At 64.8% G+C, this 22,180-nt stretch carries 24 protein-coding genes; 4 read left to right on the top strand and 20 right to left on the bottom strand.

The features are described from left to right. The first annotated feature begins 198 nt into the window (after positions 1–198). Positions 199–2,091, top strand: coding sequence for an ATP-binding cassette domain-containing protein (locus RR928_RS18380; RefSeq protein WP_332539023.1), 1,893 nt, complete (start codon positions 199–201; stop codon positions 2,089–2,091). Positions 2,092–2,152: 61 nt separating this feature from the next. Here RR928_RS18380 and RR928_RS18375 read toward each other — a convergent pair whose 3' ends face one another. The 7 genes from RR928_RS18375 to RR928_RS18345 all read right to left on the bottom strand — a co-directional run bounded on the left by RR928_RS18375 (position 2,153) and on the right by RR928_RS18345 (position 8,500). Next, positions 2,153–3,265, bottom strand: a complete 1,113-nt coding sequence (locus tag RR928_RS18375) for a protein-glutamate methylesterase/protein-glutamine glutaminase (RefSeq protein WP_332539022.1) — start codon at positions 3,263–3,265, stop codon at positions 2,153–2,155. Positions 3,266–3,280: 15 nt separating this feature from the next. Then, positions 3,281–4,006, bottom strand: a complete 726-nt coding sequence (gene cheD, locus RR928_RS18370) for a chemoreceptor glutamine deamidase CheD (RefSeq protein WP_332539021.1) — start codon at positions 4,004–4,006, stop codon at positions 3,281–3,283. Further along, positions 3,993–4,874 carry a CheR family methyltransferase gene (locus RR928_RS18365; RefSeq protein ID WP_442881528.1) on the bottom strand — a complete coding sequence of 294 codons (882 nt, stop codon included), beginning with the start codon at positions 4,872–4,874 and terminating at the stop codon, positions 3,993–3,995. Before RR928_RS18365 ends, cheD begins: the two co-directional genes overlap by 14 nt. Before the next feature lie 55 nt (positions 4,875–4,929). Then, positions 4,930–5,409, bottom strand: a complete 480-nt coding sequence (locus tag RR928_RS18360) for a chemotaxis protein CheW (RefSeq protein WP_332539019.1) — start codon at positions 5,407–5,409, stop codon at positions 4,930–4,932. A gap of 76 nt (positions 5,410–5,485) precedes the next feature. Then, entirely contained in the window at positions 5,486–7,609 is a 2,124-nt protein-coding gene (locus tag RR928_RS18355) for a chemotaxis protein CheW (RefSeq protein WP_332539017.1), read from the bottom strand. Between the two features lie 41 nt (positions 7,610–7,650). Beyond that, positions 7,651–8,013, bottom strand: a complete 363-nt coding sequence (locus tag RR928_RS18350; protein ID WP_159917589.1) for a response regulator — start codon at positions 8,011–8,013, stop codon at positions 7,651–7,653. A gap of 40 nt (positions 8,014–8,053) precedes the next feature. Further along, on the bottom strand, positions 8,054–8,500 hold the full coding sequence (locus RR928_RS18345; protein WP_332539027.1) for a hypothetical protein: 447 nt from the start codon (positions 8,498–8,500) through the stop codon (positions 8,054–8,056). 203 nt (positions 8,501–8,703) lie between these two features. Here RR928_RS18345 and RR928_RS18340 point away from each other — a divergent pair, with 203 nt between their 5' ends. Together RR928_RS18340 and RR928_RS18335 are read left to right on the top strand one after the other, a co-directional pair. Further along, positions 8,704–9,789: a hybrid sensor histidine kinase/response regulator gene (locus RR928_RS18340; RefSeq protein WP_332539016.1), complete on the top strand. Its 1,086-nt coding sequence runs from the start codon at positions 8,704–8,706 to the stop codon at positions 9,787–9,789. A 33-nt stretch (positions 9,790–9,822) separates the two neighbouring features. Then, the gene (locus tag RR928_RS18335) at positions 9,823–10,452 is read left to right on the top strand and encodes a response regulator transcription factor (protein WP_332539015.1); all 630 of its coding nucleotides are present in this window, start codon (positions 9,823–9,825) and stop codon (positions 10,450–10,452) included. A 169-nt stretch (positions 10,453–10,621) separates the two neighbouring features. Here the strand turns inward: RR928_RS18335 and fliR are convergent, their stop codons facing one another. From fliR to fliF, 13 genes are all read right to left on the bottom strand, one after another. Continuing rightward, positions 10,622–11,392: a flagellar biosynthetic protein FliR gene (gene fliR / locus RR928_RS18330; protein ID WP_332539013.1), complete on the bottom strand. Its 771-nt coding sequence runs from the start codon at positions 11,390–11,392 to the stop codon at positions 10,622–10,624. Positions 11,393–11,424: 32 nt separating this feature from the next. Next, the gene (gene fliQ / locus RR928_RS18325; protein ID WP_332539012.1) at positions 11,425–11,694 is read right to left on the bottom strand and encodes a flagellar biosynthesis protein FliQ; all 270 of its coding nucleotides are present in this window, start codon (positions 11,692–11,694) and stop codon (positions 11,425–11,427) included. 9 nt (positions 11,695–11,703) lie between these two features. After that, positions 11,704–12,477, bottom strand: a complete 774-nt coding sequence (gene fliP, locus RR928_RS18320; RefSeq protein WP_332539011.1) for a flagellar type III secretion system pore protein FliP — start codon at positions 12,475–12,477, stop codon at positions 11,704–11,706. Then, complete coding sequence (locus tag RR928_RS18315) at positions 12,467–12,835, bottom strand: FliO/MopB family protein (protein ID WP_332539026.1); 369 nt, start codon at positions 12,833–12,835, stop codon at positions 12,467–12,469. Before RR928_RS18315 ends, fliP begins: the two co-directional genes overlap by 11 nt. Further along, positions 12,828–13,259, bottom strand: a complete 432-nt coding sequence (gene fliN / locus RR928_RS18310) for a flagellar motor switch protein FliN (protein WP_332539009.1) — start codon at positions 13,257–13,259, stop codon at positions 12,828–12,830. The genes RR928_RS18315 and fliN overlap by 8 nt, the downstream gene beginning before the upstream one ends. Next, positions 13,249–14,253: a flagellar motor switch protein FliM gene (gene fliM, locus RR928_RS18305; RefSeq protein ID WP_332539007.1), complete on the bottom strand. Its 1,005-nt coding sequence runs from the start codon at positions 14,251–14,253 to the stop codon at positions 13,249–13,251. The genes fliN and fliM overlap by 11 nt, the downstream gene beginning before the upstream one ends. 18 nt (positions 14,254–14,271) lie before the next feature. Beyond that, positions 14,272–14,835, bottom strand: coding sequence for a flagellar basal body-associated FliL family protein (locus RR928_RS18300; RefSeq protein ID WP_332539005.1), 564 nt, complete (start codon positions 14,833–14,835; stop codon positions 14,272–14,274). Positions 14,836–14,977: 142 nt separating this feature from the next. After that, positions 14,978–16,393 (bottom strand): flagellar hook-length control protein FliK, encoded by a 1,416-nt coding sequence (locus RR928_RS18295; protein ID WP_332548962.1) that lies wholly within the window; start codon positions 16,391–16,393, stop codon positions 14,978–14,980. 2 nt (positions 16,394–16,395) lie between these two features. Beyond that, positions 16,396–16,860 carry a flagellar export protein FliJ gene (locus RR928_RS18290; protein WP_332539003.1) on the bottom strand — a complete coding sequence of 155 codons (465 nt, stop codon included), beginning with the start codon at positions 16,858–16,860 and terminating at the stop codon, positions 16,396–16,398. A gap of 14 nt (positions 16,861–16,874) precedes the next feature. Beyond that, positions 16,875–18,275 carry a flagellar protein export ATPase FliI gene (gene fliI / locus RR928_RS18285; RefSeq protein WP_332539002.1) on the bottom strand — a complete coding sequence of 467 codons (1,401 nt, stop codon included), beginning with the start codon at positions 18,273–18,275 and terminating at the stop codon, positions 16,875–16,877. Then, a complete protein-coding gene (locus RR928_RS18280; RefSeq protein WP_332539001.1) occupies positions 18,265–19,044 on the bottom strand; it encodes a FliH/SctL family protein in 780 nt (259 codons plus the stop codon). The genes fliI and RR928_RS18280 overlap by 11 nt, the downstream gene beginning before the upstream one ends. Continuing rightward, on the bottom strand, positions 19,037–20,032 hold the full coding sequence (gene fliG, locus RR928_RS18275) for a flagellar motor switch protein FliG (protein ID WP_332539000.1): 996 nt from the start codon (positions 20,030–20,032) through the stop codon (positions 19,037–19,039). Before fliG ends, RR928_RS18280 begins: the two co-directional genes overlap by 8 nt. Positions 20,033–20,060: 28 nt before the next feature. Beyond that, positions 20,061–21,725: a flagellar basal-body MS-ring/collar protein FliF gene (fliF, locus tag RR928_RS18270; protein WP_332538999.1), complete on the bottom strand. Its 1,665-nt coding sequence runs from the start codon at positions 21,723–21,725 to the stop codon at positions 20,061–20,063. Positions 21,726–21,899: 174 nt separating this feature from the next. Here fliF and RR928_RS18265 point away from each other — a divergent pair. Then, a partial coding sequence (locus RR928_RS18265; RefSeq protein ID WP_332538998.1) for a flagellar hook-basal body complex protein FliE occupies positions 21,900–22,180 on the top strand: 281 nt, incomplete at its 3' end.

Here is a 22,180-nt window from a genome sequence, read left to right as displayed (position 1 = left end):
CAGCCTGCCGTTGCCGGTAGCGCTGTGTTCGAAGCGGAGTGCAAATGTAGCACAGCAAAAAGCACGAAAAAGGTATTTTTCAACTTTTTGTCAGCTTTCCTTCTCCCGCCTGCGGCGTGAGACAGGCGCCCTGGCGGGCGCCTGTAGGGCCAGGCACGCACTGTAGGTTTTAGGGCGCCCGTCCATAATGCGCGCACCATGGCACTTATTACCTTAATCGACGCGCAACTGGCCTTTGGCCATGTGGCCCTGTTAGACCACGCACAGCTTTCACTGGAAACCGGGGAGCGCATCGGACTGATTGGGCGCAACGGCGCCGGCAAGTCTTCGTTGCTGAAAATTCTTGGCGGCCTCGCCAAGGCCGATGACGGCCAGATGCAGGTGCAATCCGGCGTGCGCATCTCCTATGTGGCACAGGAACCCGAACTGCTGCCCGAACACACCATTTTTGAATCGGCGTCCGCCGGCATCGCGCATGTGATCACGTTGCGCGACCGCTATCTGTCGGGCGACGAGAATGAAGACCTCGATGCGCTGCAGTCGCAGATCGAAGCCTACGACGCCTGGAACTGGGAGCAGCGCGTGGAAGAAACGCTGCAGCGCCTGCACCTGGACCCGCAAGCCGTGGTCGGCACGCTGTCGGGCGGAACGAAAAAGCGCGTGGCATTGGCCCAGGCGCTGGTCACGCGCCCCGACGTGCTGCTGCTCGACGAGCCGACCAACCACCTTGATCTGGACGCCATCGAATGGCTCGAAGGCCTGCTGGTTGATTTCAAGGGCAGTGTCATCACCATCACCCACGATCGCAGCTTTCTGGATGCCATCGCGACGCGCATTGTCGAACTCGACCGCGGCACGCTGCGCTCCTACCCGGGCAATTTCGCGCAGTATGTGCTCCAGAAGGAAGAGCAGATGGCGCAGGAGGCGGTGATCAACGCCAAGGCCGACAAGCTGCTGGCTCAGGAAGAAGTCTGGATACGCAAGGGCGTGGAAGCGCGCCGCACGCGCAGCCAAAGCCGCATCGGTCGCCTGGAAGTGCTGCGTGACAACCGCAACAGCCGGCGCGAGAAGCTGGGCAGCGTCAATATGGACATCGCTTCCGGCAAGGGCGACGGCTACCAGGGCAAGATCGTTGCCGAATTGCAGGAAGTCAGCAAGTCGTTTGGCGACAAGCTGATCGTGAAGAACTTCACTGGCACCATCCTGCGCGGCGACAAGGTCGGCCTGATCGGCCCCAACGGCGCGGGCAAGACCACGCTGCTGCGCATGATCCTGGGCAGCCTGCCCGCCGACAGCGGCGCCATACGCCAGGGCGGCAACCTGCAGATCGCCTACTTCGACCAGATGCGCCATGCGGTCGATCTGGACGCCACGCTCGAGGACTTCATCAGCCCCGGCAGCGAATGGATCGAGATCGGCAACCAGCGCAAGCATGTCAAGAGCTACCTGAGCGACTTCCTGTTCTCGCCCGCGCGCGCGCGTTCGCCCGTGCGCTCGCTGTCCGGTGGTGAGCGCAACCGCCTGCTGCTCGCACGGCTGTTCGCGCGCCCGGCCAATGTGCTGGTGCTCGACGAGCCGACCAACGATCTGGACATCGATACCCTCGATCTGCTCGAAGACCTGCTGGCCAACTATGACGGCACGGTGTTCCTGGTGAGCCATGACCGCACCTTCCTCGACAACGTGGTGACCAGCACCATTGCCTATGAAGGCGACGGCCTGTGGCGCGAATACGAAGGCGGCGTGCAGGACTGGATCGAGCAGTCGCGCCGCAGCAAGGCCCTGGCCGCATCCCAGGCCAAGCAGGCGGCCAGGCAACCTGCGCCAGCACCCGCAGTTGCCACCGCACCCGCGCCTGCCGCGGCACCGGCCAAGCGCAAGCTCAGCTACAAGGAACAGCGCGAACTGGAACAGTTGCCCGAACAGATCGCGGCGCTGGAAGCCGAGCAGAAGTCTATCCAGGGTGAACTGGCCGACGGCAGCATCTACGCCAAGGACGCAGCGCGCGCCGCAACGCTCGCCGCGCGCGACGCCGAGATCGACGAACTGCTGATGGACGCGCTCGACCGCTGGTCCAAGCTGTCCGCCTGAGCGCGAACAGACCGAAAAAAAGGAGCCTAGGCTCCTTTTTTTTATGGGGCGCGCATCGCGATCAGATGCGGTGATGCGCGTTGCCGCTGCGCAGACGCGTGAGCAGCGCCGGGGCAATCTGCGTCAACGGCAGCACTTCGTCGGCCGCGCCATGCGCGATGGCTTCGCGTGGCATGCCGAAGACGATGCAGCTGGCTTCGTCCTGCACGTAGTTGTAGCTGCCCGCGAGTTTCATCTCGCGCATTGCGACCGCGCCGTCGGCACCCATGCCGGTGAGCATCACGCCCACCGCATTGCGGCCGGCGCTGGCGGCGACCGAACGGAACAGCACCTCGACCGACGGCTTGTGGCGGTTGACGGGGGGAGCGTCGTCGACCACGGCCACATAGTTGGCACCGCTGCGGTTGATGGAGAAATGCTTGCCGCCGGGTGCGATGTAAGCGTGACCGGGCAGGATGCGCTCGCCGTTCTCGGCTTCCTTGACCTTGATCTGGCACAGGCTGTTGAGCCGCGCTGCGAAACTGGTGGTGAAGCCCGGAGGCATGTGCTGGGTGATCACGATGGCCGGGCAGTCGGCCGGCAGATGGGTCAGCACTTCGCGTATGGCTTCGGTGCCGCCCGTGGATGCGCCAATGGCGATGATCTTCTCGGTCGACAGGCGGCCGAGCATGGCCGCGGGTGCGGCGGGCGCTGCCTGGCCGGGCCGCGCGGACGCGCCGCCGCTCTGGGCCGCAGCGCCGGAGTTGGCGGCAGCCAGCGTGCGGTGCACGCGCGCCACCGCAGCGACGCGGATCTTGTCGACGATCTCGGTAGCCAGATCGTTCAAGCCGTTGGCCACGCCCACGCGCGGCTTGGCGACGAAATCGACCGCGCCCAGCTCCAGCGCCTTCATCGTGACTTCGGCACCGCGCTCGGTCAGCGTGGAGATCATCAGCACCGGCATGGGGCGCAGGCGCATCAGCCGACCCAGAAAGTCAATACCGTCCATGCGGGGCATTTCCACATCGAGCGTGATCACGTCTGGGTTCATCTCGCGGATCATCTCGCGCGCGATCAAGGGATCGTTGGCCGTGCCTATGCACTCCATATCAGTCTGTCGATTGATGATCTCGGACAAAAGACTGCGCACCAGCGCAGAGTCGTCGACCACAATCACACGTGTTTTCCTGTTCATTCGCTCTGGTCCTATTCAAAACAGGTCGACCGAGCCGCCTGCCGTCGTTCGCGCCAAGGTGGCGGCATTGCCGCGCAAGGCCTCCTGCGCCACCAGGGTTTCCGGGTGCGCATGGGCCAGGCGCTTGACCATGGCCTTACCTGTAGCGGGAAAGTACACCACCTTGCGGGGGTAGATATCAAGCACATCCTCGGAAACCAGAGGAATACGCTCCGTCTGCAAATATTGTTTGACAAATTCGGTGTTGCGTTCACCGACGTTCATCGTCGTGAAATTGTGCATGACCTGGCCACCGCCGAAAATCTTGGCCTGCATGGTTTCGCGCCGCGCACCGAGCTTGAGCATTTCGTTGATCAGCAATTCCATGGCGTACGAGCCGTAGCGCCCCGAGGAATCGCTCGAGTCGCTGTCGGGCAGCATGAAGTGATTCATGCCGCCGACATGCATGCGGCTGTCCCAGAGGCAGGCCGCGATGCACGAGCCGAGCACGGTGACGATCGCCATGTTCTCGTTGGCGACGAAATATTCGCCCGGCAACACCTTGACCGCGTTGTACTGGAAGTGCGGATCGAAATAGAAGAACGACGCCTGTCCCGGCCGGCGCGCGCGCGCGCGCAGGATTTCGAGCGACGAGGCAGGCGCGGGCGCCGCGGCCAGGTCGCTGCGCAGCGGCGCGATGCGCGGCGCACGGCGCCGGTCGGCGCTGGCGAGGTCCGCCCTGGAGCTTTCAGCGTCGTTCATAGACTGTCTTCCCACGCAAGGTGAACAGATCGCGCGACTCGCTGAAGTTTTCCGCGTGGCCGACGAACAGCATGCCGCCGGGCTTCATCACACGATGGATGCGCTCGAGCACGCGACGCTGGGTCGCAGCGTCGAAATAAATCATCACGTTGCGGCAGAACACCACGTCGAACGGATCGCGAAACGGCCAGTCGTCGCGTATCAGATTGACGCTCAGAAACTCTATCATCTGCTGCAGCTCGGGTTTGACCCTGGCCATGCCCGCATTCGATGCCTTGCCCTTGAGGAAGAAACGCTGCAGCCGTTCGGGCGACAGCCCCTTGAGGTTTTCGGCACGGTAGACCCCCGCGGCGGCCGAGGCCAGCACGCGCGAGTCGATGTCGCTGGCCCAGAGCTTGAATGTCGCCTTGGCACCCAGTGTCTCGAGCGCCGTCATGACGATCGAATACGGCTCCTCACCCGTCGACGCGGCATTGCACCATGCGCGCCAGGGCGTGCCCGCGGGCTTGCTGCGCAGGTGCGACGAGAGAATCTCGAAGTGGTGCGGCTCGCGGAAAAAAGCCGTGAGGTTGGTCGTCAGCGCGTTGACGAATTCCTGCCATTCAGGCCCGTCGTGCTTCTCGAGCCAGGAAAGATAGTCGCGAAAGCTCGCGTGCCCGGTCTCGCGCAGCCGGCGCGACAGCCGGCTGTAGACCATGGCGTGCTTGCCGTCGTGCAGGCTGATGCCGGCACGCTGGTAGATCAGCGCCTGCACGCGGGCGAAGTCCGCGTCTGCCCAGACGAATTCGCGGCCCTGCACCAGCGGGCTGCCGGCACTTTCCGCCGGATCCATGCCGGGTGCCGAAGGAAGGGTTGAAGTCTGGCGCATGGGTGCAGTCATGGAATCGCACGGGCCCGCAGGCACTGGCGGTTAGGGATAAGGCTCACTCGGTGGCCACCAGCCCCATGTCGTCGCTCGACATGAGCTTTTCGATGTCCAGCAGGATCAGCATGCGTTCGCCCACCGAGCCCAGGCCGGTGATGCTGCCGCTGTCGATCGCGCTGTCGATATCGGGCGCGGAACGGATGGCATCGGCAGCCAACTCCATCACGTCGCTGACCGAGTCGACGACGATGCCGACGACACGCTGGTGCATGTTCAGGATGATCACCACGGTGAAGCTGTTGTACTCGGCCTGCGAGCAGTTGAACTTCAGCCGCATGTCCACGATGGGCACGATGGTGCCGCGCAGATTGACCACGCCCTTGATGAACGAAGGCGCATTGGCGATGCGCGTCGGCGGCTCGTAGCCACGGATTTCCTGGACCTTGAGGATATCGATGCCGTATTCCTCCTGGTCCAGACGGAACGTCAGGTATTCACGCGCGGCCGTACCCTCGGCCATCTTTCCCATCACGCTCATGATTGATCTCTTTCTTGTTGGATAGCAGCCAGAGCCTTCAGGCCCCGGCTTTCATGCGGATTGCCTTGCCGAACCATCAATAACGCACACGCCGCACGAGGCTGCCGGTATCCAGGATCAGCGCCACGGTGCCGTCGCCCAGAATGGTCGCACCCGAGACGTTGGGCACCTTGCGGTAGTTCGACTCGAGGTTCTTCACCACGACCTGGTGCTGGCCCAGCAGTTCGTCGACCAGCAGGGCCACGCGGTTGCCGTCGGATTCGACGACCACCATGATGGCGTTGGGCGCGCTGCCATTGGCGCGCGGCACTTCGAAGATGCGCTCGAGCGCGATCACCGGCATGTATTCGTCGCGCACCTTGACCAGCTGCGAGCCCTGGGCCACGGTGCTGATGTCATCGGCCTTGACCTGGAAGGACTCGACGACCGAGGACAGCGGCAGGATGTAGACCTCTTCGCCCACGGCCACGGACATGCCGTCCATGATCGCCAGCGTCAGCGGCAAACGCACCGCGACGCGCATGCCGACGCCCTGGGCCGACTCGATCTCGACCGAGCCGTTGAGCGCGGCAATGTTGCGCTTGACCACATCCATGCCCACGCCGCGGCCCGAAACGTCGGTCACGACATCGGCCGTGGAGAAGCCGGGCGCGAAGATCAACTGCCAGACATCGGCATCGGCCATCTGGTCCGACACGTCGAGGCCACGTTCGCGCGCCTTGGCGAGAATCTTCTCGCGGTTCATGCCGCGGCCGTCGTCGCGCACCTCGATCACGATGGAGCTGCCCTGGTGCGAAGCCGCGAGCGTCAATGTGCCCTGCTCGCTCTTGCCTGCGGCCAGACGCTCTGCAGGCGTTTCGATGCCGTGGTCCACGCTGTTGCGCACCAGGTGCGTCAGCGGATCGGTGATCTTCTCGACCAGGCCCTTGTCGAGCTCGGTGGCTTCGCCCAGCGTCTGCAGGTCGATTTTCTTGTCGAGCTTGCTTGCCAGGTCGCGCAGCATGCGGGGAAAGCGGCTGAACACCGTCGACATGGGAATCATGCGAATCGACATGACCGACTCCTGCAGATCGCGGGTATTGCGGTCCAGGTCGGCGAGGCCGGCCAGCAGTTGCTGGTTCACGGAAGCTTCGAGGCCGCGGCTGGTCTGGGCCAGCATGGCCTGGGTGATCACCAGCTCGCCAACCAGATTGATCAGCTGGTCGACCTTGTTGACGGCCACGCGGATGCTGGTCGACTCCATCTGTGCGGGGCTCGCGGCCCTGGCCGTGGGCTTGGCCGCGGCCGAGGCATCGACGGCCTGCGGCTCGCCGGGCGCGCCGCTGAAGAAACCATAGGCTTCGTGGGCCGGGGGGTAGATCACGGCCTGCGCCACCACGTCGGGCGCGGCTGGTGCAGGCGCCGGCTCGGCCACGGCGGCAGGCGCTGCGGCCGCAGCGCCCGCGATCTGCACCTGCTCCTTGGAAACATGGAAAGCGAACAGATCGAGCAGATCGTCATCGGTCGACGTCGTATTGACGCTGAACAGGCGACAGCCCTCATCGGCGCAGGGCAGGTCATTGATGGTGCCCAGACCTGGAATATCGCGGAACAGCTCCTTGATCGAATCGGCGAGGTCCAGGCGCTCCAGCGGCCCGATGCGGATCTGCAGCGCGCGCGTGCCGTCGGCCGCGACGGGTACAGGCGCTGGCGCGGGCGCGGGCGCCGGGGCCATGACGGGAGGCGTGGTCGGCACGAACACTTCGGCGGCGGGTGAGGCGACGGCCGGCGCACCGGCTTGGCCCGCACCCGCGGCGAGTTCGCTGATGCGACGCACCAGATCGATCGTCGAGATGGCTTCGCCCACACCGCCGGCCTGATGGCGTGCCAGCAGGCTGCGCGAAGCGTCCGCCGACTCGAGCAGCACATCGACCATCTGCGGGATGGGCGTGATTTCATGGCGACGCAGCCGATCGAGCAGCGACTCCATCTTGTGGGTCAGTTCCGCGACATCGGCAAAGCCGAATGTTGCCGAGCCGCCCTTGATCGAATGGGCGCAACGGAAAATGCCGTTGAGCTCTTCCTCGTCGGCGGCCGACAGATCCAGATTGAGCAGCATCTGCTCCATCTGGTCGAGGTTCTCGCCGGCCTCTTCAAAAAAGATCTGATAGAACTGGGTCAGATCGAAATCCGCGCCTGCGTCGTGCTGTGTATCCGCCATCTGGTTTCCTGTATTCCGTGGATCGTCCGCGCCGGCGTTGCTCAGCGAATGACTTTTTGTATGACTTCGATCAGTCGATTGGGATCGAAAGGCTTGACCAGCCAGCCCGTCGCGCCCGCAGCGCGGCCCGCCTGCTTCATCTGGTCGCTGGACTCGGTGGTGAGAATCAAAATCGGCGTGTTCTTGAAACGCGGCAACTCGCGCAACTGGCGCGTCAGACCGATGCCGTCGAGGTTGGGCATGTTCTGGTCGGCAAGCACCAGATCAATCTGCTGCGCCTGTGCCTTGGCCAGGGCATCCAGACCATCCACCGCTTCCACGACGTGGTAACCCGCCCCCGAAAGGGTAAAGGCCACCATCTTGCGCATGGAAGGGGAATCATCTACGGCCAGAATTGAACGCATGTAACGAACTTTCAAATAGGGGGCGTGAAACGGGAGGATGTCAAAACAGTTCCACCGAACCGGCATCCATCTCGCTCTGGGTCACGGGGTTGGGGCGCTGGGGGGCCATTGCGGCGAGCGGTGCGCTCACTTCGTCCTCGTCCTGCCCCATGGTCTCATTCGCCAGGCGAAATGCACAGCCTTGCAGCACCCGCGTGGTGTGATTGATCAATTGACTTGCGAGGTCGTGAAACTGCAATTCGGTCACTGCCGAACGCAGGACATGGCGTGCTGCCCCAAGCTGGCCGGATTGGTCGACTCCCAAGGGATCGAGCAAGGCATTGGCCTCGTCAAAACGGGCAATCAAGTTGTCGGTCGCATGGTTGAGCAGGCCTTCGAGGCGATGGAGGTCGCGCATCACCACCAGCAGCGAGTCCTGTATATCGGCCGCCGCCATGACTGGCAGTTGGACCGCAGGCTGCCCCGACTCTGTTAGCGTTGACTGCATTGTTTTTCCAGCACCCTGCTCGGATGCAAATGCTTCATAAACCACGCTGGACGCGCCAGAGTGAACCCATCGACCGCCCTCGTGCTTGCGCACAAGGCCAGCGGCACACGGCTGGAGTGGCGCAATGAATCACGTCCTCCTCCAGCCCAGCAAACAAAAGCTTACCCGGTGTGTTCCAAGATGTATCCTATGATAGCGCTCCTATGGTCATTGAAAGCCTAGATCAAGCCCTGCATATCCTCCATATCGAGGATTCACCTGCCGACCAAGGCCTGGCCCGCATCATATTGCGACGTGCCGGGCTGGACTGCCGCATCCAGACCGTGGACACGCTGGATGCATTGCAGCAGGCGCTGCAAAGCCAGGTCTTCGACCTGATCCTGGCGGACTATCACCTGCCCGGCTTCACCGCGCTCGACGCCTGGGCGCTGGTCGCGCCGCTGGCCCAGCGACCACCGTTCGTTCTGCTGTCGGGCGCGATCGGCGAAGCCGCGGCCGTCGACGTGATGCGCCTTGGCATGACCGATTTCCTGCGCAAGGAAGACATCGCCCGCCTGCCCCAGGTGCTCACGCGCGCCATGGAAGTGCATGAGGCGCGCCGCGCCAAGAAGCAGGCCATGGCCGAACTCGCGCTGTCGCAGCAGCGCCTGGCCGAGTTGACCGATCACCTCCAATCCTCGATCGAGGAGGAGCGTGCGTCGATCGCGCGCGAAATCCATGACGACATCGGCGGCTCATTGACATCCGTCAAGTTCGACCTGGCCTGGATCACGCGCAATACCCCGGCGGACCAGCCGCTGCACGCCCATGCGCTGTCGGCGCTTGAAATGCTGCAGCTCGCGCTGGGCGCAAGCCAGCGCATCATGATGAATCTGCGCCCGCCGGTGCTGGACCAGGGCCTGGTGGCCGCGGTGCAGTGGCTGGCCGAAGGCTTCGAGCGCCGCACGGGCGTCGCGGTGCAGATGCGCACCAGCAGCGCGCAGATCGCGGCCTCGCCCGAAATCCAGCTGGTCGCCTACCGCTGCGCGCAGGAAGCGATGACCAACATCGGCAAATACGCCCAGGCCAGCCGGGTGGAGATCGACCTGTCGGACCGCGAAGGCTTTCTGACCCTCGAGGTGACGGACAATGGCTGCGGTATGACGGCTGCGCAGCGCGAGAAGCCGCGCTCCTTCGGCTTGCGCGGACTGCAGGAACGCGCGCGCACCGTTGACGGCTGGCTCGATGTGAGCAGCCAGCCGGGCCGAGGAACATCCATCATTGTGTCCATACCTTTGCCATCCCACTAACATTCAGGCTGATTTCATTCCGGGAGAGTTTCTTTGATTCATGTGGTAATTTGCGATGACCATGCGATCTTGCGCCGGGGCATACGCGATACCCTGACGGAGGCTCCAGACATCACCGTCACCGCCGAGGCCTCGGGTTACTCGGAACTGCGCGAGGTGCTGCGCACCGCGACCTGCGATGTGCTGCTGCTCGATCTCAACATGCCGGGGCGCAGCGGCCTCGAAGTGCTGGCCAGCCTGCGCGAGACGCACTCGACCATCAAGGTGCTGGTGGTGTCGATGTACCCCGAAGACCAGTACGCGCTGCGCTGTCTCAAGGCCGGCGCCCAAGGCTATGCGAACAAGGCGGGCGACCCGGTGGTGCTGATCGACGCGGTGCGCGTGGTCATGCAGGGGCGTAAATATCTCACCGCCGAAGTCGCCCAGATGCTTGCCGAGAGCCTGTCGCAGCCTATGGTCGAAGTGCCGCACGAAAGCCTTTCAGAGCGCGAGTTGCAGACGCTGCTGAAAATCGCCTCGGGCAAGCGCCTGACCGATATCGCCGAGGAACTGATGCTCAGCCCCAAGACGGTGAGCGTCTACCGCGCACGCGTGCTCGAGAAGCTGCAGCTGAGCAACAACGCCGAACTCACGGTGTACGCCATTCGCAACCAGCTGGTTTGAGGGCTTGCCCCGCGGGGCGGGCATTCAGGGGAACCCCCCGACGGCCTAGCTTTACGCCCTGCGTTGACCCTTTGACTGGGCCTCGCAGGTGAGCTCAGGGCGAGCGGAAAACCAGGGGATGGGGGGCTTTCCCCCAGCGCAGCCACACGAAGTGGGCAAGCGTGGGGGCCTAGATCTGTACCCCAAAGATGTCCATGGCCCGCTGCAGCAACGCCATCAGCGGCTGCTCCAGCATAGGCAAGGTGGCGACTATGCCTATCAGGCCCACGGTCAGCGTGACCGGGAAACCCACGGCATAGATGTTCATCTGCGGCGCGACGCGCGAGATGATGCCCAGCGCCAGGTTGACGAACAGCAGCATGGCGATCATCGGCAGCGCGATCCAGAACGCGCTCGCAAACACCGCGCCGCCCATCTCGTAGATGCGCATCTGTGCCAGCGACTGCATGAAATTGCCGTCGACAGGGAAGGCGTCGAAGCTCTTGACTACTGCCATCAGCAGCAGCAGGTGGCCATTGATGACGATGAACATCAAGGTGCCGATCTGCACGAAGAAGCGCGAGATCGCGCTGATCTGGGCATTGCTGGCCGGGTCGAAGAACGAGGCGAAGTTCAGGCCCATCTGCAGGCCGATCAGCTCGCCCGCGACTTCGAGCGCGGCGAACACCAGGCGCACCGCAAAGCCTATGGCCAGGCCAACGACGATCTGCTGCACCAGCGTGCCCAGCGCGGCCGCGGAATTGACGCTGACCACGGGCTGGCCGACCAGCGTGGCCTGGGCGCAGACCGCGACCAGGAACGCCAGCCCGACCTTGGCGCGCATGGGGATGGAGCGCTGCGAGAACACCGGCGCCGCCGTGAACATGGCCAGCACGCGCACGAACGGCCACAGAACGGGCGACATCCAGGCAACGATCTGGGCTTCACTGAAAGTAATCACGGCAGGCGCAGGGAAATGAGAAGCCAGGCGTTCTAGCCCAGCGCCGCGGGAATGGATTCGATGGTGCGGCGAATGAAGTCGACCAGCGTGCTGAGCATCCAGGGCCCGGCGATCGCAAACACGGCGACGGCCGCCAGCAGCTTGGGAACGAAAGCCAGCGTGGCTTCATGCACCTGGGTCACAGCCTGGAAAATGCTCACCAGCAGGCCCACGGCCAGCACCACGCCGAGCACCGGCATGGAAATCATCAGCAGCAGCATCAATGCGTCGCGGCCGAAGGTCAGAACCATTTGCGAAGTCATGGCGGGGTCCTAAGTGGCAAAGCTTGCGGCCAGCGAGCCTATGAGCAGGTTCCAGCCGTCGGCCAGCACGAACAGCATCATCTTGAACGGCAGCGCCACGAGCACCGGCGACAGCATCATCATGCCCAGCGACATGAGAATGCTCGACACCACCATGTCGATGACCAGGAACGGAATGAAGATCATGAAGCCGATCTGGAACGCGGTCTTGAGTTCACTGGTCACGAATGCCGGCACCAGCACGCGCAGCGGCGCGGTTTCGGCCGTGACGCCGGCATCGAGCTTGGCCAGGCGCGCGAACAGCGCGAAGTCGGACTGGCGCGTCTGCTTGAGCATGAAGTCGCGCATCGGCGCTTCGGCCTTGCCCACGGCTTCCTCGAAGCTCATGGTGTTCGCCGTGTAGGGCTGATAGGCTTCCTTGTACACGCGGTCCAGCGTTGGACCCATCACGAACATCGTGAGAAACAGCGACAGGCCGACGATCACCTGGTTCGGAGGCGCCGACTGCGTGCCCAGTGCCTGGCGCAGCAGCGACAGCACGATCACGATGCGCGTGAAGCCGGTCATCATCAGCAGGATCGCGGGCAGGAACGACAGCGCCGTAAAGAACAGCAGCGTCTGGATGGGAACGGAAAAGCTGGTGCCGCCGCCCGAGCCCACGAGCAGCGGCAGCGTGCCGCCCGCACCGGGCGCGGACTGCGCCAGCGCCGCGACGGGCAGCGCGGCGGCGGCAAACAGCGCCGTCGCGGCCAGGCCGCGCAGCGCAGAGGGCTTATTCAACATGGGGAGCCTTGTCTGCGGGGGCGGCCGTCTTGGCGACGGCCATGGCCTGGGAAAATGTGGCGACATCCGCGGCCGGCGCCGGCGCGGCGCCTGTCGTCAGAACATGCAGGCAGTTGATCTGCTGCGCGGTCACGCCCAGCACCAGACGCGTCTTGTGCGCGCCTTCGCCGACTTCGACGGTCACCACGCGCTGGTGCGCGCCGACGGCCACGGCCGACAGCACGCGCGTGCTGACGTCGCCGCCACGCGCAATCGCCTGGCGCTGCTGCATGCGCTTGACCAGCCAGGGCAGCGCCGCGATCACGGCCACGAAGGCCAGCACCGCGAGCAACGTCTGGGACAGGCTGCCGCTATCCACGGCTGACACGGCGCAGACGCTCGGAAGGCGTTACGACATCGGTCAGGCGGATACCGAACTTGTCGTTCACCACCACCACCTCGCCCTGGGCGATCAGGTAGCCGTTGACCAGCACGTCCATGGGTTCGCCGGCCAGCGCATCGAGTTCGACGACCGAGCCCTGGGCCAGTTGCAGGATGTACTTGATAGGCACCTTGGTGCGGCCCAGCTCCACGGACAGCTGCACCGGGATGTCGAGCACCATGTTGATGTCGTTGACCGGCACTTCGCCGCCCGCGAAACCGGGACGCGTGGGTTCGCCGCTCAGCGGTCCGCCCTGTTCTACGTCGACTGTCTTGTCGCGCTCGTTCTGCTCCTGCAGGGCCTCGGCCCAGCCGGAGAAAGCGTCGTCGCCGGTTGCATCGGTGGTGTTGTCATTTGCCATGTTTCTCTCCCATCCAATTCGCATCAGCGCCGCGCAGGCACTGCTCGATGCGGATTGCGTATTTGTCGTTGTGCGTGCCGTACTGGCACTCGAAAACCGGAACCCCGCCTATCGAGGCACGAATGCGGGGCTCGCGATCAAGTTCGATGAAATCGCCGGCCTTCATGGCCAGCAACTGTTCGACGGTTGCATCGGCGCGCGCCAGCTCGGCCACGAGCGTCACTTCGGCAGCCTGGATCTCGCGCGTCAGCACCTTGACCCAGCGGCGATCGACTTCTATCGAATCGCCCTGCGTCGAGGAATACAGCACGTCGCGGATAGGCTCCAGCGTCGCATAGGGCATGCAGATATGGATAGCGCCCGAGATGTCGCCGATTTCCAGCTGGAACGCCGTGGAGACGACGATTTCGCTGGGCGTGGCGATGTTCGCGAACTGCGGCTGCATTTCCGAGCGCTGGTAGCCCAGCTCCAGCGGATAGATGCCGTGCCAGGCCTTGCGATACTCCTCGCAGATCACGTCGACCAGACGGTTGATCACGCGCTGCTCGGTGTGCGAGAAATCGCGGCCTTCGATGCGCGTCTGCAGTCGGCCGGTGCCGCCGTAGAGCGTGTCGATCACGCCGAACACCAGCGACGGATCGCAGACCACGAGGCCGTTGCCGCGCAGCGGGCGAATCGCCACGATGTTGAAATTGGTGGGCACCGCCAGATCGCGCAGGAAAGCGCTGTAGCGTTGCACCGCCACCGTGCCGACCGAAACTTCGGGGCTGCGGCGGATGAAATTGAACAGGCCGATGCGGAAGTTGCGCGCAAACCGTTCGTTGACGATTTCCATCGTGGGCATGCGCCCACGCACAATGCGTTCCTGGCTCGAGATGTCGTAATTGCGGACCGAGCCCGCCTCGACCTCTTCGATCGTCGACTTCTGGCTCTCTCCGGTCACGCCCTCCAAAAGGGCATCGACTTCTTCCTGGGAGAGAAATGAATCACTCATGGCAGATCCCTTGGTGGTTCACTGAATGATGAAGCTGGAGAACAGCACGCGGCGCACGGCATTTTGCTGCTGGCGGCGACGTGGACGCTCTTCTTCATCGGCCGATTCCTCGTCGGCCTCGGCACGCGGCTTGGCCGCGGCACCCAGGCCCAGCGGACGGCTGACTTCCTCGCGGATGTCGGCGGCGAGTTTTTCCTTGCCTTCGCGCGCCAGCAATTCTTCCGAAGAGCGCTGCGACACCAGCATCAGCACACCGCTGCGTATGCTGGGCAGGTATTGCTTGACCACGCCAGCGGTCTTGTCGTCCTGCAGTTCAAGCGTGATGCCCAACTGCACAAAGCGGTCACCGCCGGGATCGGCAAGGTTGACCACCATGTTTTCCAGCGGCAGGAACGTGGGCACGACGACAGCGGCGGGCGCGTTGGCATGCTCTTCACTGTCCTGGTTGCGGGAGTTGAGGAACAGGAAGGCGGCCGCGGCCAGAACGATCAGCACGACGACAATGGCGCCAATCAGAACCAGCTTGCTCTTGGCGGGTTCCTTGGCGGGGGCTGCTGCTGCTGCGGGGGGTTTGGCGGACACGTTGGGTTTCCTTGCTGTAGAAAAGCCGCCCGACACAGACGCAGGTTCGGCTCACTGATAGCACCCATTATTCCGTCTTCGGCGCCCCCGCATGGGCTGAATAGACGACAGAAACCCCGGCTTTACTGCGGCTTGGAGCCGCTTACACGAACAGATCGACGCTGCGCGCGGCATCGGGACGCGCGCGCAGATCGACCGATACCTGGGCGATCTGGCGCTGGCCGCCTTCACCTGGCGATGTCGCCGGCCGGCCCTGAGAGTCCTGGCGCGAAGCGCTGCCCTGCCCTCCGGCATCGCCGCTCTGCACCGTGACGCTGGCCAGGTTCAGGCCTTGCTGCTCGAGCATTTCGCGCAGCTGCGCGGTGCCGGCGTCGAGCATGTCGCGCGTCTGCTGCTCGCTGCTGCGGAAAGTGACATGGGCTTCGTTGCCGGTGATCGTCACCTGCACCTGGACCGGTCGGCCCTGGCGGTCTATGGTCATCTCCGCGCGCTGGGTTTTCTGCTGCACCCAGAACGCCACCTGTTCAGACAGCTGATCGGCCCAGTTGTCATCGGCTTGCGCCAGCACCGCGTCGGGCGCCGCGGCATCGGTCATTGCGGTATCGACGCTGCCGGCGTCAGCCGCGGTGTCGGCCGTGCCACCCGCGCCAGCGCCGACGGCAGAAATCGCGGCATCGCCCTGGCTAGCAGCAGCGGCCGGAGCGGGGCTACCGGCCATGGGCAAGCCCGGCATCGCCCAGGGCGTGGCCTCGGTATCCATGCGCGCCAACAGCGCGGCCAGCCCATGGGGCTGGGCGCCGCGCTCGGCGGGGTTGAGCGACAGCGTGCTGGGCTGGGCGGCGATATCGGCGGTATCGGCGATGTCGGCCGCGACCTGTGTCAGCGCCTCGCCGACGGCAACCGGCACGCCACCCCAGGCATTTCCAGCAGCCTGCGCGCCGGCCGACAGATTCGCGGCGAAGGGGCCGCGACCGGCGCCCATGGGCAGCGCAGCCTGGCGCGCGCCGCCATCGGTCTCGCCCAGATCCAGGCCCCGTCCATCACGCAGCGCGGCATCGGCCGCGCCATCCATGCGTGCCGTCTGCCCTATCAGGCTGGACAACGCGAAGGCGCCGACTTCGGGCAACCACTCGGTGGGCGTCAGCGAATCGGCAGCCAGCGCGCCGGCAGCCAGCGCGCCGGGCGCCGGCGCCGCGGATGCCGAATCGGCCGCCGGCAGCGCCGCCGCCGATGGCAAGGCAGCCGAAGCCTGGGCCGCGGGCAGCGCAGCTTGTTCGGCGGACGGCTGCGCACCCGGCAACAGCTCGCCAGCCAGCCAGTCGGCGGGCGGCAGCTCGCCACGGGTCAGCGGATCTTCCTGCTCGGCGACCACGGCCGGCAAAACAGGCGCCGGCGTCTCGGCCACGCCCGCACCTTCGGCCATGTCTGCGAGCAGCAGCGAAAAGCCCCCCTTCGCGTCAACCGCGTCGGTGCCCGCGGCCTGGCGGGCGCCGGAATGGCGCGCCACGGCATTTGCGGGCGCTGGGCTGCTGGGGGAACGGATCGCGGTGTTTTCCATGTTCATGCTTCCTGGAACTGCATTCCAAAGGTGCGGCCGATGAATTGCAGCGCGGCGCGCTCGTCGGTCTGTTTCTGTTCGCGGCGCATCTGCGCCAGGGAAATGTCGCGCTGGCGTGCGGCCACGACTTTCTGCAGACTGGTCAGACGCAGCTCGCAGGCCATCAGCGCCTTCTGCGCGGCTTCCAGGCGTATGGCCTGGTCCTTGATGACCTTGGTCTGCAGGTTGCTGGCATGCGACAGGCGTTCCATGAACTGGTACTGGTGGTACATCACTTCGGGCTGGACTGCCTGGTTTTCATGCGCTCCCCAGCGCTGCTGCATCTGCGCCGCGTAGTCCTGCAGCTGGTCCATCTGGGCCTGCGCGGCCTGGCAGGCCTGGACGCGCGCCTGCAGTGCCTGGCGCGCGTCATCGCGCTTGCGCATGGCTGCCTCGATCGCCACCATCAGTGCATTCAAAGACGACATTTCAGCCCTTCGCGTTAGTGACCGAGCAGTGCCGCCATGCCCGAGATGCTCTCGTCCATGGTTGCGGCTTCAAACATGTTCTGTTGCAGGAAACTTGCCATCGCGGGCTGCAGCTTCACGGCTTCGTCGATCTGCGGATCGGAGCCGGCGACATAGGCGCCGACCTGGATCAGATCGCGGCTCTTCTGGTAGCGCGAATACACCGCACGGAAGCGCCGGGCGAGCTCGAAATGCTCGCGTGCGACCACGTTGTGCATCACGCGCGAGGCCGACTGCTCGATGTCGATTGCCGGGAAATGCCCGGTTTCGGCCAGGGCCCGCGACAGCACGATGTGGCCGTCGAGAATGGCGCGCGCCGCGTCGGCGATCGGATCCTGCTGGTCGTCGCCTTCAGACAGCACGGTATAGAACGCCGTGATCGAGCCCACGCCGTTGAGGCCGTTGCCGCTGCGCTCGACGAGCTGAGGCAGCTTGGCGAAGCACGACGGCGGATAGCCCTTGGTGGCGGGCGGCTCGCCAATGGCCAGCGCGATCTCGCGCTGCGCCATCGCATAGCGCGTGAGCGAATCCATCAACAGCAGCACATGCTGGCCCTTGTCGCGGAAATGCTCGGCAATCGCCGTCGCATAGGCCGCGCCCTGCATGCGCAGCAGCGGCGGCGCATCGGCCGGCGCGGCCACCACCACGGCACGGCCGCGGTCCTCGGCGCCGAGAATGTCCTCGACGAATTCCTTGACTTCACGGCCGCGCTCGCCGATCAGGCCGACGACGATCACGTCGGCCTTGGTGTAGCGCGCCATCATGCCCAGCAGCACGCTCTTGCCCACGCCCGAGCCCGCGAACAGGCCCAGGCGCTGGCCGCGGCCCACGCTCAGCAGCGCGTTCAAGGCGCGCACGCCGGTGTCCAGCGGCTCGCGCACCGGGTCGCGGTCCATCGCATTGATCTGGCGCCGGTCCATGGGCTCGGCCGTGACATCGGTCACCGGGCCCGCATGGTCCAGCGGCACGCCTTGGGAATCCACGACGCGGCCGAGCAGGCCGTCGCCCATGGGCAGGCGCAGCATGCCCGTGGCCAGCGACACTTCGGCCACCGGCTCGCCAAAACGCGGCATGGGCACGAAGGCCGGCGCGGGCGTGACCACCGCGCCGCTCGACAGGCCTTGAATGTCGCCCGCGGGCATCAGAAATGCTTTCTCACCGGAAAAACCGACAACTTCGGCCAGCACCGGGGCCTGGTGGGGCATCTGCACATGGCATTGCGCGCCCACGGGCACGCGCAGGCCCGAAGCCTCGAGCACCAGGCCCGTGAGACGGCTCAGCGTGCCGCGGCTTTCCAGCGCCACGGGCTGGGCGTAGCGCGCACGCGCGCCCGCGACGAAATCCTTCCAGGGGGCCAGTGCGGTCTCATTCGGCATGGCCGCCCTCGTACCAGGAAGAAACCAGACCCAGCGCGGCCACGGCACGGCGCCAGCGGCTGTCGAGACCCGCCTCGATCACCGCGCCGCCCGAATCGACGCGCACATCGCCCGCGTGCACCGACGCATCGGCGAGCCATTGCAGCTTTCCAGCAGCGCCATGTTCGGCACGCAGCGGCGCGTCCAGCACTTCCCAGTCCACCGGGTTGAGGCGCACCGTGACGGCGCGGCCTTCGGTGACCAGCATGTCCAGCGCTTCGCGCACCACGGGCAGCAAGGCCTCGGGCTTGCAGGCCAGCTCCTGGCGCACCACCTGGCGCGCGATGTCGCAGGCCAGTTGCAGCACTTCGGAAGCCATGTTCTGTTCGAGCGCCTGCAGGCTGTCTTCGCATTTTTCGACCAGCGCCTGCATGCGTTGCGCGGTTTCGCGACCCGCACCCGAGGTGTAGCTGTCCATGCGCTGCTGCCATTCGTTCGTGGCTTCGGCGCGGCCCTGGGCCAGGCCCTGGGCGCGGCCTTCGGCATGCGCCTGTTCGCGCGCTTGCTGCAGCAGGGCCTCGATTTCCGCGGCGTCCTGCTGAGGCTCGGGCGCCGCTGTGGCAGCCGGTGCGTCGATCACATCCATATCCAGGCGCTGGTCAAGGCTGCTTTCGTGCGGCAGCTTGGGCACCAGGCCGGCATCGCCGACCGCGCCGAAGCGCCACTGCACCACGGCACCAGCGTCGATTTCCTCGCTGGGGATGAAGCGGGAATTCATTCCGTTAGACATAGCTGTCTTCGGCAGCGCCGCCTATGGTGACCTGACCCTCTTCCGCAAGGCGGCGCACCACCTTGAGAATTTCCTTCTGCTGCGCTTCGACTTCGGACAGGCGCATGGGGCCACGCGACTCGAGGTCTTCGCGCAGGGCTTCGGAGGCGCGCATAGACATGTTCGCGAGAATCTTGTCGCGCACTTCCATGGTCCCGCCCTTGAGCGCGACGATCAGTGTCTCGGAAGCCACTTCGCGCAGCACCAGCTGCAGCGAGCGGTCGTCGAGCTTGACCAGATCGTCGAACACGAACATCTTGTCCATGATCTTCTGCGCCAGGTCGACGTCGTAGTTGCGGATGGTGTCGAGCACCGCCACATCGGCGTTGCCGCCAAGCTGATTGATGATTTCGGCCGCGGTCTTGACGCCGCCCAGCGAAGTCTTGCGCACCTTGTCACCGCCGGCGAGCACCTTGAACAGCACTTCGTTGAGGTCCTTGAGCGCCGTCGGCTGAATACCTTCGAGCGTCGCCACGCGCAGCAGCACTTCGCTGCGAAAGCGATCGGGCAACTGCATCAGCACCGCGGCCGATTGCTCGTATTCCAGGTGAACCAGGATGGCTGCGACGATCTGCGGATGCTCGCCGCGCAGCAGCTCGGCCACCGACAGCGGGTCCATCCACTTGAGACTTTCGATGCCCGAGACGTCGCCGCCCTGCAGGATACGATCGATCAGCAGCGATGCCTTGTCTTCACCGAGCGCGCGGCGCAGCACCGAGCGCACGTAGTCGCTGGCATCGTTGACCAGCAGGCTCTGGGCCGCGGCATCGTCGGTGAAACGGTTGATCACGAAGTCGACTTTCTCGCGCGAAACGCCGCGCATGCGCGCAATCGTTTCGCCGAGCTTCTGTACTTCTTTGGGCGACAGGTGCTTGAACACCTCGGCCGCCTCTTCCTCGCCAAGAGACATCAGCAAGATGGCGGCGTCGTTGAGGCCTCGTTCATCCATAGGAAACTTCGTCCATGTGTGGGTTCGATCAGCTTTCGCCGTTCACCCAGGTTTTCACAATATTCGCCACGGCGATCGGGTTCTGCTTGGTCAACTGACGTGCCTGCTCCAGGCGCACTTGGCTTTCCGTCGGCGTCAGTTCCGCCACGGGTCCGCCCAGCAGCGGCGGACGGTCCGGATCGTCGGCTTCGAGTGCGTCGAGCTGCGAGCCCTTGGCCTCGACGGCCCGGCTCTTGAGCAGCGGCCGCAACAGGCCCAGAATCAGGATTGCGCCAAACAGTGCCAGACCCAGAGGCCAGGCCAGCGTACGGGCCAGCTCGATCACTTCGGGCTGCTTCCACAGCGGCAGTTCCACCACTGGAACGCTGTCGTCGCGGAACTGCGCATTCATCAGGTTGACCGAGTCGCCGCGCTCCTGGCTGAAACCAATGGTTTCGCGCACCAGGGCCAGCATCTTGGCTTGCTGCTCGGCCGAAAGGGCCTGCTGCACCGGCGCCTGGCCGGCTTCGGTCGTCACGGGCTGGTAATTGACCACCACGGCAGCGGTCAGGCGCTTGATCGCGCCGCTGCTGCTGCGCGTCACACGCACCGTCTTGTCGACTTCGTAATTTGTCAGCGATTCACGCTTGGCGCCGGTCGCAGCGCCCTGGCCATTGGCCGCGGCGGGTGCGGGATTGGCGCCATTGACGGGTGCGGCCGCGGCCACGGGAGGCTGGTTGCTGGTCGCGCCGGGCACGCCTGTGGGCTGTGCGGGTTGTTGCGAGCCCGAGCTTTCGACCACCTGCTGGCTGCGCACCGCGCTGCTGTCAGGTCCCTGGTTGGGGCGGTGCTGCTCGGACGTGGACTCGGTCTGGCTGAAATCCATGTCGGCAGTGACCTGGGCGCGCACATTGTCCTTGCCGACCACGGGTTCGAGAATGTCCAGGATGCGGCGCGTGTACTGCTGCTCGATCTGCTGGGTGTACATCAGCTTCTGCACATCGACCTGGTTGCCATTGCCGTCGGGCGACTGCGACAGCAGCTTGCCGGTGTCGTCGAGAATGCTCACGGCCGCAGGCTGGAGTTCGGGCACGCTCGAAGCGACGAGGTGCACGATGCCGGCGATCTGCGCGCGGTCCAGGAAACGGCCCGGGTGCAGCGTCACCAGCACCGAAGCCGATGGCTTTTGCTGTTCGCGGAAGAATCCGTTCTGGTTGGGCAGCGCCAGGTGCACGCGGGCGTTCTGCACCGAAGCCAGCGCCTGGATGGAGCGCGTCAGCTCGCCTTCAAGGCCGCGCTGGAAGTTCAGCCGCTCCTGGAACTGCGTGATGCCGAAGCGGCTGGTTTCCATCAGCTCGAAGCCGGTCACCGAGCCCTTGGGCAGACCCTGGGTCGCGAGCTTGAGGCGCACATCGTGCACGCGGTCGGCCGGAATCAGGATCGCGCCGCCACCTTCGCTGTACTGGTAAGGCACATTGAGCGTGGTCAGCTGGGCGACGATGGCGCCGCCATCCTTGTCGCTCAGGTTGGAGAACAGCACTTTGTAATCGGGCTGGCGATTGAACATCACCGCCGCGACCAGACCGACCACCACCAGAACGGCGACGGCGCCCAGGCGCAGGCGCTGGCCTTTATCCATGGAGGACATCCGCTGGGTCCACGAAGGGCTGGCGGGAGGATTTACGACGACGGGGATTTCAGCGACTGCAGACATCTTGGTTCCAATTTGGTGAGGCCCAACAGGGAGCCTGACGTGCGACCGATTATTCGGACTTCGGGCCGGCACGTTCCGCCGATAAGGCGCGCCTTTGGGCATCTATTCCCCGAGATGAACTGTCGCCGAGCACCTACGATTCAACCCATCTCACAAACTCCCAAGGGATTTGTCATGGACCTGCGCATCAATACTTCGATTCCTTCCCTCTCCGGCACTGACCTGCCCCGCCGCGTTGCTGCAACGCCTACCTCTACCCGGGAGATCGACGGGGGCTTTACCCAGGCACTCAAGGGTGCTCTGCAATCGGTGAGCGCCGCGCAGGAACACTCGGGCAATCTGCAACGTGAAGTGCAGCTCGAGAATCCCGCCGTGAGCCTCGAAGAGACCATGGTCGCGATCCAGAAGGCGCAGATCGGCTTCCAGGCATCGCTGCATGTGCGCAACCGCCTGGT

The organism is Comamonas sp., assembly GCF_036666375.1.
Classification (GTDB): Bacteria; Pseudomonadota; Gammaproteobacteria; order Burkholderiales; family Burkholderiaceae_C; genus Comamonas.
This window is presented reverse-complemented; position numbering and strand designations above follow the sequence as displayed.